This window comes from Solibacillus sp. FSL W7-1472, from assembly GCF_037969775.1.
Taxonomy (GTDB): Bacteria; Bacillota; Bacilli; order Bacillales_A; family Planococcaceae; genus Solibacillus; species Solibacillus silvestris.
The window spans coordinates 985,045-997,559 of the sequence record NZ_CP150208.1 but is presented as its reverse complement, the minus strand read 5'-3'; the positions used below and the strand labels follow the sequence as shown (position 1 = coordinate 997,559).

Sequence of the window (12,515 nt, the reverse complement as noted above, 5' to 3'; positions counted from 1 at the left end):
CCCCTTTGTTTTACTTAACTAATGATTGAATCTTCTCTAAATTCTCTTTAAATTGCTCGCCGTATTTTGTGTAGATCGGTTGAACAGCTTCTTGCCAAGGTGTGACATCATCGATGACAGTAACTGTATTTCCGGCATTTTTTGCTTCACGCAAAGACTCTTCTTCCAACTCTGCCCATGCTTTTCGTTGCACTACTTGTGATTCCAGCGCCGCTTCCTTAAAGATTTCCTTATCTTCATCGGATAACGTATCCCAGAATGCTTTCGAAGCCGTCAAAACTTCGGGTACACCAGAATGTCCATCCATCGTTATGTACTTGGCCACTTCGAAATGATTCGTCGTGTAGTAACTTGGGAAGTTGTTTTCAGCCCCATCAATTACCCCTGTTTGAATAGCCGAATATACTTCACCATAGGACATTGCTGTGGCAGATGCTCCTAATGCCTCAACCATGTCAATATTTAAACTTGATTGCTGAACTCTTATTTTTAGCCCCGCTAAATCTTCCGGTGATTTTACTTCCCGGATTGCATTATAGAAATGACGATTTCCGGAATCGTAAAAAGCCAGACCTTGTAAATTTGATTCGCTTAATCCATCTAATAATGTCTCGCCGATATCACCATTCAATACTTCCCACTTATGTTCATCATCTGAAAACAAGTATGGTAAGGATAAAACACCTAATGACTCCGAGAATTCCATTAAAGGACTGCCATTAACTCGCGCCAGTTCAATTGCCCCAACCTGCATTAATTCAATGGCACTCTTTTCGTCACCAAGCTGTCCTCCTGTGTAAACTTCCACTTTATAACGTCCATTTGTTTTTTCTTCAATTAATCTCGCAAATTCATAATCGCCGACTGAAGTAGGATAATCATCTACCTGGTTCTCGGCTAAAATGATTGTTTGTGCTTCTTCTGAAGAATTACAAGCAGTTAAAAATATTGTTAATGCAAGTAATAGCATTAAAACCCCTTTTGTTTTCATCATTTCTCCCCCTTGTATGCGTTTACATTTAGCTAAAACGATTTAGTAAAACGTTTTATTAAAAAATAATAAATTATCTTCTAAACATTTGCAAGGACTATTCTTAATTTTTAGAATATTATTCTTAAAAAATAATATTCTATAATTTAAGAGGACCTGTTCTTATACAGTTCCTCAATCGTTATCATTTTTATACTAAAATGGGATCAAAACGGTATGCGGATAATAATTCTTCTGTGTAGCCGCTTTTTTTGATTTGGAGAAACAAATGAACGGCTTGTTTGGCCATTTCTTCTGTTGGCTGTTCAATCGTTGTCAATTTTGTAGACATAAATTTAGCTAATGGCATTTCGTCAATTACGGCAATACCGATCTTCGCTAAAAAATCCGGAGCATGTTCTTTTAAATAATGTAAAATTGCGAGCAGCATGCGGTCATTTCCGGCAATGATACCGTCGAGGTTGACTTCTGTAAGCAACTGATTGAACTGTTCAGGCAGTTTTTCTGCTGAAGTAGCAATTATTTGGTGTTCTCCATAAGCTATCCCCCTATTATTCATTGCCTTGCGGAAACCTTCTAGCCTTTCGACACGTGGCGTAATATTTTGTTCGATCGAGCCCGCCACAATAGCTAAATTGCTATACCCTTTATTTAACAGTTCTCCAACTGCCAGATCGATTGCTTTTTCATTATTCAATAGAACACTTGGAATTTTCACATCGGCAATCATACGATCTAAAAATACAACCGGGATATTACTGTTATATAAATAGTCATACAAATCTTTGTTGTTGCCAGTAGGGAAAAGAATAAACCCTTCTACCTGCTTTGCGAGCAGCAAATCAATATGTTCACGTTCCAGTTGCGGATTATCATTTGCATTGCACACAATGACTTGAAAACCGTGCTGCTGAAACTGACGCTCTAAATGATGGACGATATGCGTAGTAAACGTGTACATAATATTGGCAACTATAATCCCTATTGTTTGTGTACCTTTGTTTTTCAGGCTTCGTGCTAAAATATTTGGTCGATAGCGCAGTTTTTCAACGGCTAACTGGATTTTTGCCCGTGTTTCAACACTCATGTACTCATAGCGCTGATTCATAAATTGTGAAACGGTACTGACCGAAACATTTGCTTCCTTAGCAACGTCGGCAATTGTTACTTTTTTCATTTTTGACTCCTTTTGTAAAAGTTTACTAAAACGTTTTGGTAAAGTTTATCATGTCAAAAGATAATACGAAATGCAACCCCTCAATTTAGAATTAAAAGAAAAATCAGTCGATTGACTCATTTCTCAACAAAAAAGCAATTCGTAAAATGAATACGAATTGCTTTTTGAATATAATAAATCATTACTCTTCTGATTTTTTAAGTTCTTTTTCAAGTCCCTCGGCAAATAAACCGTATACATAACGTTCTGCGTCGAATGGCTGCAGATCGTCCATTTTTTCACCAAGTCCTACAAATTTCACCGGGATGTGCAGTTTATTGCGAATTGCCAATACAATACCGCCTTTTGCCGTACCATCCAGTTTTGTTAAAACAATACCAGTTACATTTGTTGCCTCTTTGAACATTTGAGCCTGAACAAGCGCATTTTGGCCTGTTGTCGCATCCAATGCGAGCAATACTTCATGCGGTGCATCCGGAATTTCACGAGAAATTACACGGTGCACTTTTTCAAGTTCGTTCATTAAGTTGACTTTGTTTTGCAGACGGCCGGCTGTATCGCAAATTAAAATATCGACACCTCGGTTTTTGGCTGCACGAATGGCATCATACATTACTGCAGCCGGATCGGAACCTTCTGACTGTGCTATGACTTCTACACCGACACGGTCACCCCATACTTGCAGCTGCTCAATGGCACCGGCACGGAAAGTATCACCCGCTGCCAGCATCACTGATTTCCCTTCTGATTTTAAACGGTGGGCCAATTTACCGATTGTCGTTGTCTTACCGACACCATTTACACCAACAAATAAAATAACCGTTAAATCTCCGCTCTGCTGAATATTTAATTCTGTTAAATTTTCTTCGCCAGATTCATAAATTTCAACAAGCTTTTCAGATATAATCGCTTGAATTCCATTTGTATCTTTAATGTTTTGACGCTGTACTTCAAAACGTAATTTATCCATTAATTCCATCACGGTCTCAAAGCCTACATCCGCTTGCAGCAATACATCTTCAAGTTCTTCAAAGAAATCTTCATCCACTTTACGGTAACGTGCAACTAAATCATTTACTTTAGAAGTGAAAGAATTACGTGTTTTTTCTAATCCTGCTTTAAACTTTTGTGTAATCGACCAGGCAGACTCTTTTTGAGGTTGTTCCACAACATCAGTGTCCGATTGATTCGATATCTCCTCTTCAACAGGTTGAATTTCTTCAATTGCCGGCTGTTCAATTGTTTCTTCCTGTTCTTTTTCAACAATTTGTTCAGAATTAGGATCTTCTTCCTCGACAGTTTCAATTAATCGATTTTCTTCCTGTACTTGTTCGTCAAGCGGTAACAAATCCACCTGTTGATCTTGTTGTTCTTGTTGTTCACTATTACCTGCCAGTTTTTCTTTCAGTCGCTTAAAAAAACTCATCTTCCGCCACTCCCTTGCGCTACTAATTCAGCATGTTCTTCCAGTTTTACGGATACAAGTTTCGATACACCTGACTCTTGCATTGTAATACCATACAGAACATCTGCCCCTTCCATCGTGCCTTTACGGTGCGTAATGACGATGAATTGAGTATGCTCACTAAATTTACGTAAATATTCACTATAACGCACAACATTCGATTCATCCAATGCTGCTTCAACCTCATCCAAAATACAGAATGGTACAGGTCGCGTATTTAAAATCGCAAACAATAAAGCAATAGCCGTTAATGCTCGTTCTCCGCCGGAAAGCAGACTTAAGCTTTGTAGTTTCTTCCCTGGAGGCTGGGCAATAATTTCAATGCCTGTCTCTAACATATTATTAGGATCCAACAGCACCAGATCAGCTGTACCGCCACCAAACAGCTCTCTAAAGGAAATGACGAATTGCTTGCGGATTTGTTTAAATGTTTCACTGAAACGTTCTGTCATTTCTTCATCCATCTCGCCGATTGCTTTGTGCAGCGTATCTTTTGCAGCGACCAAATCTTCGCGTTGTTCACTTAAAAATGTATAGCGTTCCTGAACACGCTCATATTCTTCAATCGATGTTAAATTGACTGGACCTAGTTCCTCGATCGATTGCTTCAACAGCTTTACTTTCCGTCGAACTTGTTCTTCGTCCTCTATGCCGATTGCTTCTTCTTGAGCAGATAAAATATCAAGTTCATATTGCTCGAGCAACTGCTCTTGCAAACTATTCATTTCAAATTCAATTCGGCTGCATTTCAGCTCCAATGCACGCAATGCATCGACATAGCTTTTGTGTACTCGCTGTATTTCCTGCAGGTGGATTTCATTTTCCGTAACTTGCTCATGCAAAGTAGAACGCATTGTACGGTTCTTTTGAATAATTTCTGTTAACGCGTCTTTTTTCTCCGTCCATTCGACAATTGTTTGGGCCAATTCTTCTGCAGATGGCCCGTTTAAACCATCTTCAGATTCCACCCAGTCGATTTCCCGGGAAATTTTTTCGACATTTGCCTGTGCTTTTGACAAATTCAGTTCAATTCCTGCAATCGATGCCTGTACTTGCGTTAATTGTTCTTGGGCAACAGCAAGCTCAGATCTTTGTTGGGCTAACTGTTCACGCAGCACATCTTTTTGTGTTTCACTCTGTGCCTTAGCAAGTGTCAGTTCATCAACCGTTTGCTGAATTTCCTGTAATTCTTTACTTAATTCGGCTAATCGTGATTGTGCAGCTGCCTGTTGTTCATTTAAAGATTCTTTACGTGTCGATAATGAAGTTTGCTCCGACTGCGTAATCGTTACAGTCGTCTGCAGGTTCTTTACAATCATATCGAGCTCCATAAGCTTCGCACGGTGGATTTGCTCTTGTTCACGCAATGATTCACCTTGCAGCTTCATCTCTTCCAATGAATGTCGTAATGCTGCAATCTGTTCTTTCTTCGTCGCTACCGTATGCTCTGCAGAATGGATTGTTGTTTCCATTTCCCCTAATGTTGATACGAGTTTGTCGAGTTCGGCTTTTCGCGAGAACAATGAACTTTGCTGTTTTACGGCACCACCGGTTAAGGAACCACCAGCATTCACGATGTCTCCTTCAAGTGTCACAACCCGGTACTTAAATCCGCATAAACGGGCAATTTGACTCGCGCCTTCTAAAGAAGATGCAACTAGTACATTCCCTAAAAGGTTTTCGATAATTGTAGTATTTTCTTGTGCATAATTCACTAGTTCATATGCTAAGGCAACATATGCAGGATGTGATTGAATATCACTTAATTGCTGTGCATGAATCTTCCGAGAGCGCATAACTGTTTTCGGTAAAAATGTTGCACGACCTGCACGTTTTTGCTTCAACCAGCCAATTGCTTTTTGGGCATGTTGTTCATTATCAGTCACAATATGCTGTGAAGCTGCGCCTAATGCTGTTTCAATTGCCTGTGAGTATTTCGCCTCGACTTGAATCAGCTCGGCAACCGCACCTTCAATCCCTTGCAGTTCTTTACGATCCCGCGCTAAAAGGACTTCCTTAACACCATGGAAGAAGCCTGAAAAATCAGCCTCAAGTTCAGCCAATGTTTCTTTACGTGCCTTTAATTGCTGATGATGCTGATAAGCTTTATACAATAATGCTTGCTTTTCATCTAAATCGGCAGTCGCTGATTTTAACTGAAGCTGTATGACATCAAAATGACCAAGCTGCTCTTTCACAGACTGTTCTGCCTGTTCCAGCGCACGTTCTGTCACTTCTTTTGCAACGAGTGCTTCAGTCAGTTCTTTTTGAATTTCTGATGAACGACCTGTCATTCGCTCAACAGATGCCTGTTCCTGCGAAAGTTGCTGGTCGATATGCTTTAATTCATTTTTTACTGTCGCTTCTTCGTTCAGCAGGTTAATATACGTATTTTTCGCATCTTCAATTTCTTGTTCGATTTCCGAAGCAGAGCGTGTTAAAGCTTGCTCTACTTGCTTTAACGTTGAACGAATTTCAGTTACGATTTTTTGCTTTTCCGTAAACTGATCTCGTTTTTCCCGTTCAGCCTCTTGCAGATCTTTTACCGTATTGGATGCTTCCGTTAAGCTATCACGTAGTTGCTGAATTTGTTTTTCGGCATTTGAACGCTTTTCGTTAAATAGCGCTTTACGCCCTTCCCAACGTTCTACTTCTGCGCTCGCTTCGACAAGCTGCTCTTGAGAACTGTCCAGCACTTCATCAATCGCTTTTAACTCCGTACGCATTTTGCGCAATTGCTGTTCAACTGTCGCAATTTCCGTTGCATGTTCTTTTTCGGTTGCTGTTAATTTGCGCTGCTCTTCGGTATAGCCTTGCAATACTTTCCCGCTTGTACGGATATCATGAACCATTAATGCTATATCAAAATCTTTCAGTTCTTCTGTCATCCGCACATAATCTTTCGCACTGGAAGCCTGAATTTTCAATGGCTCCAGGCGCTGGTCGATTTCATGCAAAATATCGAGAACCCGATTTAGATTTTCATCTGTTTCAACAAGTTTATGCTCCGCTTTTTTCTTGCGCAGCTTATATTTTAAAACACCTGCAGCCTCTTCAAAAATACTGCGGCGGTCATCTGGACGGCTGTTTAAAATTTCATCAACTCGTCCTTGGGAAATAATTGAAAAGGCTTCTTTCCCAAGCCCCGAATCCATAAACAAGTCTGTAATATCCTTCAGGCGACACTGCTGGTTATTCAATAAATATTCACTCTCGCCCGAGCGATAGACACGTCTTGTCACACTTACCTCTGTATAAGGTATTGCTACTTGTTCATCTGTATTATCTAAAACAAGTGTAACTTCCGCAAAGTTCAGTGCTCTTCTCGATTCACTTCCTGCAAAAATAACGTCTTCCATTTTGGCTCCACGCAGGCTTTTGGCAGACTGCTCTCCTAATACCCACCGGATTGCATCTGTTACATTACTTTTCCCACTACCATTTGGTCCTACAACTGCAGTAACACCAGGTACAAAATCGATCCCGATTCGTTCGGCAAATGATTTAAAGCCTACTACTTCGAGTCTTTTAAGGAACATGTTATTCCTCCTCTTGCTTTGACTGCTTAAGCATTAGCATGGCACTTTGCGCTGCTTGCTGCTCAGCCTCTTTCTTTGATTTTCCACGGCCAATACCTAACTCTTGGCTGTTTAACAATACGCGTGAAACGAATGTTCGATTATGTGCTGGACCTTTTTCATCAACTATTTCGTAATTTAAAAGGCCGTTATTTGTTTGTTGAATAATTTCTTGTAATTGACTTTTAAAATCCATCACATGCGAAAAAGCACCGACTTCAACTTTAGGGAATACGACACGTTCTAAAAATGCGACAACAACTTCTAAACCTTGATCTAAATAAAGGGCTCCGACAAATGATTCAAATACGTCAGCAAGCAATGCCGGACGTTCACGACCACCTGTTAATTCTTCGCCTTTACCTAATAATACAAATTGTCCGAAGTTCAATTCGTTCGCAAAAACAACTAGTGATGGCTCACATACGATTGATGCACGTAATTTCGTAAGTTCCCCTTCGCTCATATGCGGAAATTTTTCAAATAAATATTTTGATACAGATAACTCTAATACAGCGTCCCCTAAAAATTCTAATCGTTCGTTGTCCGTAAATAATTTGCGGCGATGCTCATTCACATAAGATGAATGTGTAAATGCTTGATATAATAAATCTTTATTCTGGAAATGAATGTTCATTTCGTTTTCTAAAATTTCAAATTGTGATTTTACTTTTTCAGGGAGTACACCGGGTTTCTGGTTGTTCCCTTTTTTTCTATAGGTCATGTAATTCTGCCTTCCTTCTAGTTTCTATCGTTTAGTTTACCTTGTTCTATAGCATTGTGCAAAGGGTATCAGTCAAAAACCTATCAAATTTCACTATATTTATTCAGCCCAATAGAAATGGCAATTTAACGAAATTTTCAGACGTAAAAAAGGCTGTACAAAAGTCGTTGTGACTTAGTACAGCCTGGTGTTTTATAAATGAATTAGCTAATTTTGCTTTCGATGTATGAAATTGCATTACCAACTGTTGCAATTTTTTCTGCATCTTCATCAGAAATTTCCATATCGAACTCATCTTCAAGTTCCATTACTAACTCAACAACGTCTAATGAATCTGCACCTAAATCCTCACGGAATGATGCTTCTAATTTCACTTCGCTTTCGTCAACGCCTAAACGGTCAACGACTACTTTTGAAACACGCTCAAATACTGTAGACAAATCAGTCACCTCCCCTCAATGCATGCTACTTTAATAATATCACTAACAATGCTTTCTACTACTAACAAGCGAAATTAGAGCTCGCTTTCCACGGGCGTGAGGCCAACACGATGTTGGTCACAAAAGCGTTGCCACAGGACGTGGCGCTCTTAGCTTTTGTTCCTTGTCTCAGGCATCACGCTTATCCCGCAGGAAGCTCGCTTGTAGCGAAAGGCATCGCCGGCAGCTACACTCGGCCCTTCACTCCAATCAACTAGATGGCTTATATTTCAATTATATTAAGCCATTACCATGCCGCCGTCTATTTGGAGCGTTTGGCCTGTAATGTAGTTGGAACTATCTGATGCGAAAAATACGACAGCTTTTGCGATATCTTCCGGTTGACCTAGTTTTGCCAACGGAATTTGTTTTAGCATACCTTCTTTCAAATCCTCCGGTAAGCCTTCCGTCATTTCCGTTGTAATAAAACCTGGTGCAATTGCATTGACTAAAATATTACGAGACGCAAGCTCCTGTGCAGTTGTTTTCGTCAGACCGATCACACCCGCTTTTGCCGCTACATAATTAGCCTGTCCAGCATTTCCGGCAACCCCAACGATAGAAGAAATATTAATGATGCGACCTGCACGCTGTTTCATCATTTGACGCGTAACAGCTTTTGTACATAGGAAAACACCTTTTAAATTCGTATTGATGACATCATCCCATTCGTCATCTTTCATACGCATTAATAAATTATCGCGAGTGATGCCCGCATTGTTTACTAAAATGTCGATCGAACCATACGTATCAAGCGCTGTTTTCATTAAATTCTGTACAGAATCCGTATCTGCCACATTCGCCTGTACGGCAATTGCTTCGCCGCCATTTGCTTTAATTTCTTCTACAACTTCCTGCGCCTTTTGCTCGCTCCCGCTATAATTGACAACGACTTTTGCCCCTTCACTTGCCAATTGTAATGCGATCGCGCGACCAATGCCACGGGATGCCCCTGTTACGACAGCACATTTCCCTGTTAAACCCATTGTTTCCACTCCTTTGATGCCTCAACAACTTGTGTCAAACTCGCCTCATCATATACACAGTATGTTTGTACATTGCGGTCAATTTTTTTCACTAAGCCTGATAATACTTTTCCTGGTCCGCACTCGATAAAGACCGTTACCCCTTCAGCAATAAGCTTTTCAATGTTTTGTTGCCATTGTACTGAGCTTGTTACTTGGGCTACCATTTCTTCTTTAATCGCTTCAACAGTTGTTAAGAGCTCTGAAGTCACATTGCTCATTACCGGAATGTTTGGTTCCTGTAATGGTAAATTTGCTACCGTATTCTTTAAATTATGTGCCGCTTCCTGCATTAATGAACTATGGAAAGGACCGCTTACGACTAATGGTAAAGCTCGTTTTGCTCCTGCTTCCTTCGCTCTTTTACATGCTTCGTCAACACCTTGTTTCGTCCCTGAAATCACAATTTGGCCCGGACAGTTGAAGTTCGCTACTTGAACGACTTCTCCTTCAGCGGATACTTGCTGGCAAATGGCGTCTAGTTTTTCTCCATCTAACGCCAATATAGCTGCCATTGCGCCTTGACCTGCAGGTACTGCCTCGTCCATAAATACACCCCGTCTATGAACCGTTTGAACTGCATCTTCAAAATCAATTACTTCTGAAATGACAAATGCACTGTACTCTCCTAATGAATGTCCCGCAGTATATTGCGGTGCAATACCAGCTTCAATCAGCTTATTTGCGATCATCACCCCTGATGTCAATAAAGCCGGCTGAGCATGGTATGTCAGTGTCAATGTTTCTTGTGGACCGTTTAACATATAGTCCGACAATGGAAGGTTTAACACTTCGTCCGCTCGTTTATAATACTGTTTGCTTACTTCATCATTCGCAACAAACTCCGCACCCATCCCTACAGTTTGTGAACCTTGTCCTGGAAAAATAAAAGCAATTTTTGTCATTTGATAATCCCCTTTGTAAATACGCTTATTCTGGCTTTGGCAATTGCTCGATTTTTTCGGCAATTGTTTCGCATACTTTATGCTCTACCATAATTGTCGCTTGACGAATCGCACTGTAAATCGCACGTGCATTCGATGAACCATGTGCTTTAATAACAGGTGCTTTCAGGCCGAATAAAGCCGCCCCACCGTATTCTGTATAGTCCATTTTACCTTTTAGCTGTTTTAAATCATTCTTTACTAATGCAGCAGCAATTTTCGTTTTTGTCGTAGCAAATAACGCTTCCTTCAACATTTTGAATACCGTGCCTGCCGTACCTTCGATTGTTTTCAGCACCATATTGCCTGTAAACCCGTCCGTTACGACCACATCAGCGACCCCATTCAGCAATTCTCGTGCTTCTACATTGCCTTCAAAGTTAAAGTCCGCTTCTTTTAATAATGTAAATGACGCTTTAGTTAATTCATTCCCTTTTTTATCTTCAGTACCGATATTTAATAATCCAATTCGAGGTGCTTTTTGACCGCGAACTTGCTTCACATAAATATCTCCCATAATTGCGTACTGTAATAAGTTTTCAGGTTTTGCATCTGCATTGGCACCTAAATCAAGCATAAGGAAGCCGTCGCCATTCATTGTCGGTAAAGTTGTTGCTAATGCAGGACGCGCTACTCCATCAATACGTCCTACTTTGAAAAGTCCGCCTGCCATTAAGGCACCAGTATTCCCTGCCGATAAACAAGCGTCCGCCTTTCCTTCAGCAACTGCATCCAGCATACGAGCCATTGAAGAATCTTTTTTGCGGCGTACTGCGCGTGCCGGATCGTCCTCTGCCTCTACAACTTCACTACAATGAATAACCGTTAAGCGTTCGTGATTTTTTAAATATGGCGCCATTTTCTGTTCATCGCCATATAGATCAATCGTTAATTTCGGAAAATCTTCAAGCGCCATAAAGACTCCTTCTATGATTGCCTGTGGTGCGTTATCTCCGCCCATACCATCTACTGCTATTTTCATGTTGTTTCTTCACCTTTCATCCGATACATTTCAAACTCTCCCTTGAAAACTACTTCATTATCAACGGAAGAAGTCACTTCGATAAATGTACGGTTTTTATCAGGGTTTTTCCCTTTTACAACAGCCTTCGTTACGACACGATTGCCTGCACGAACCGGCTTTACGAAAGCTACATTTGATTTTACAGTAAGGGCAAGCTCATCATCAATTACTGCAACCGCCAAAGAATTGGCCTGTGCAAATAAATGGTGACCGCGCGCTATGCCGTTGCGCTGGAAAACATGTTCTTCTCCAACATCAAATATTGAAATTGCCCGATTATCCAGCTCTATATCAATAATTTCACCGATGACCTCATCAAGTGGCAACGATTTTACTTCATCATATTTTTTAGCAGCAACATCTTTAATACGTTCACGCAATTCCGGAATAGCGAGTTCCATGCGATCCAATCGAATTGTTTGAACGCTCACATTAAATTCAGCTGCTAATTGTTCATCTGTCACGAAAGGATTGTCTGCGATCTGTTCAGTCAATAACGACTGTCGCTCTTTTTTGGAACGCTTCATCGTATTTGTTACCTACCTTTAATTTTCTAAAAGATTAGTATTAGCACTTGGTACTAATATCAATATACATGTATAAAAAAAAGAACGCAACAACTTTTTGTTGCGTCCTTGAAATCTTAAGCTTCCAAGCTTAGCTGCCACAGCACACCAAACTTATCTGTTACTTGCCCATAGCACTTGCTCCAAAAGGTCTCCTGTAACTCCATTACGATCTTTCCGCCTTCTTTTAAACCATCGAAAATAAATCGGATTTCCTGCTCGTCTTTTGACGTATAGGCAATACTGATATTGTCCCCTACCGTCACTTGCGGAGAGCCCGGATACGTATCGGAAAACATCATTTGACCTTCCTCCAGTTCAATTTGTGCATTCATGACCAAATCTTTTGCTTCTGGCGGAATAGGGTGTTCAGGATTTGGCGGTAATTCTCCAAATGTTGAAATCGTTACACTTTTGGCATTAAACAGTTCTGCATATAACACTACTGCCTCTTTTGCTCGTCCGTTTAACACAAAATACGGATACATGTTTCCCATCTTATTACCTCTTTTCAGCATTTTTAAGTAGCCTAAATAGTTTTC

Annotated in this window: 11 protein-coding genes; all 11 read right to left on the bottom strand. The window is 40.4% G+C overall.

The features are described 5' to 3' along the window. Nucleotides 1-10: 10 nt before the first annotated feature. A complete protein-coding gene (locus tag MKY07_RS04755) occupies nt 11-991 on the bottom strand; it encodes a TRAP transporter substrate-binding protein (protein ID WP_008403321.1) in 981 nt (326 codons plus the stop codon). A 190-nt stretch (nt 992-1,181) separates the two neighbouring features. Continuing rightward, complete coding sequence (locus MKY07_RS04750; protein WP_339263959.1) at nt 1,182-2,168, bottom strand: LacI family DNA-binding transcriptional regulator; 987 nt, start codon at nt 2,166-2,168, stop codon at nt 1,182-1,184. A 181-nt stretch (nt 2,169-2,349) separates the two neighbouring features. Beyond that, a complete protein-coding gene (ftsY, locus tag MKY07_RS04745) occupies nt 2,350-3,594 on the bottom strand; it encodes a signal recognition particle-docking protein FtsY (RefSeq protein WP_014824509.1) in 1,245 nt (414 codons plus the stop codon). Next, nucleotides 3,591-7,172: a chromosome segregation protein SMC gene (gene smc, locus MKY07_RS04740; protein WP_339263958.1), complete on the bottom strand. Its 3,582-nt coding sequence runs from the start codon at nt 7,170-7,172 to the stop codon at nt 3,591-3,593. Before smc ends, ftsY begins: the two co-directional genes overlap by 4 nt. Nucleotide 7,173: 1 nt before the next feature. Further along, entirely contained in the window at nt 7,174-7,935 is a 762-nt protein-coding gene (gene rnc, locus MKY07_RS04735) for a ribonuclease III (RefSeq protein ID WP_008403326.1), read from the bottom strand. Between the two features lie 203 nt (nt 7,936-8,138). Further along, nucleotides 8,139-8,375 carry an acyl carrier protein gene (gene acpP / locus MKY07_RS04730; RefSeq protein ID WP_008403327.1) on the bottom strand — a complete coding sequence of 79 codons (237 nt, stop codon included), beginning with the start codon at nt 8,373-8,375 and terminating at the stop codon, nt 8,139-8,141. Nucleotides 8,376-8,653: 278 nt separating this feature from the next. Next, nucleotides 8,654-9,400 carry a 3-oxoacyl-[acyl-carrier-protein] reductase gene (gene fabG / locus MKY07_RS04725; protein ID WP_008403328.1) on the bottom strand — a complete coding sequence of 249 codons (747 nt, stop codon included), beginning with the start codon at nt 9,398-9,400 and terminating at the stop codon, nt 8,654-8,656. Next, entirely contained in the window at nt 9,391-10,344 is a 954-nt protein-coding gene (fabD, locus tag MKY07_RS04720; protein WP_339263957.1) for an ACP S-malonyltransferase, read from the bottom strand. Before fabD ends, fabG begins: the two co-directional genes overlap by 10 nt. 25 nt (nt 10,345-10,369) lie before the next feature. Further along, nucleotides 10,370-11,365, bottom strand: coding sequence for a phosphate acyltransferase PlsX (gene plsX, locus MKY07_RS04715; protein WP_014824512.1), 996 nt, complete (start codon nt 11,363-11,365; stop codon nt 10,370-10,372). Next, the gene (gene fapR, locus MKY07_RS04710) at nt 11,362-11,934 is read right to left on the bottom strand and encodes a transcription factor FapR (protein ID WP_008403331.1); all 573 of its coding nucleotides are present in this window, start codon (nt 11,932-11,934) and stop codon (nt 11,362-11,364) included. The genes plsX and fapR overlap by 4 nt, the downstream gene beginning before the upstream one ends. Nucleotides 11,935-12,050: 116 nt before the next feature. Further along, entirely contained in the window at nt 12,051-12,470 is a 420-nt protein-coding gene (locus MKY07_RS04705) for a VOC family protein (RefSeq protein ID WP_008403332.1), read from the bottom strand. Between the last annotated feature and the right edge of the window lie 45 nt (nt 12,471-12,515).

Coding starts and splice junctions, on each gene's coding strand:
- MKY07_RS04755 (WP_008403321.1), bottom strand. CDS start 991: ATGAAAACAAAAGGGGTTTTAATGCTATTACTTGCATTAACAATATTT.
- MKY07_RS04750 (WP_339263959.1), bottom strand. CDS start 2,168: ATGAAAAAAGTAACAATTGCCGACGTTGCTAAGGAAGCAAATGTTTCG.
- ftsY (WP_014824509.1), bottom strand. CDS start 3,594: ATGAGTTTTTTTAAGCGACTGAAAGAAAAACTGGCAGGTAATAGTGAA.
- smc (WP_339263958.1), bottom strand. CDS start 7,172: ATGTTCCTTAAAAGACTCGAAGTAGTAGGCTTTAAATCATTTGCCGAA.
- rnc (WP_008403326.1), bottom strand. CDS start 7,935: ATGACCTATAGAAAAAAAGGGAACAACCAGAAACCCGGTGTACTCCCT.
- fabG (WP_008403328.1), bottom strand. CDS start 9,400: ATGGGTTTAACAGGGAAATGTGCTGTCGTAACAGGGGCATCCCGTGGC.
- fabD (WP_339263957.1), bottom strand. CDS start 10,344: ATGACAAAAATTGCTTTTATTTTTCCAGGACAAGGTTCACAAACTGTA.
- plsX (WP_014824512.1), bottom strand. CDS start 11,365: ATGAAAATAGCAGTAGATGGTATGGGCGGAGATAACGCACCACAGGCA.
- fapR (WP_008403331.1), bottom strand. CDS start 11,934: ATGAAGCGTTCCAAAAAAGAGCGACAGTCGTTATTGACTGAACAGATC.
- MKY07_RS04705 (WP_008403332.1), bottom strand. CDS start 12,470: ATGGGAAACATGTATCCGTATTTTGTGTTAAACGGACGAGCAAAAGAG.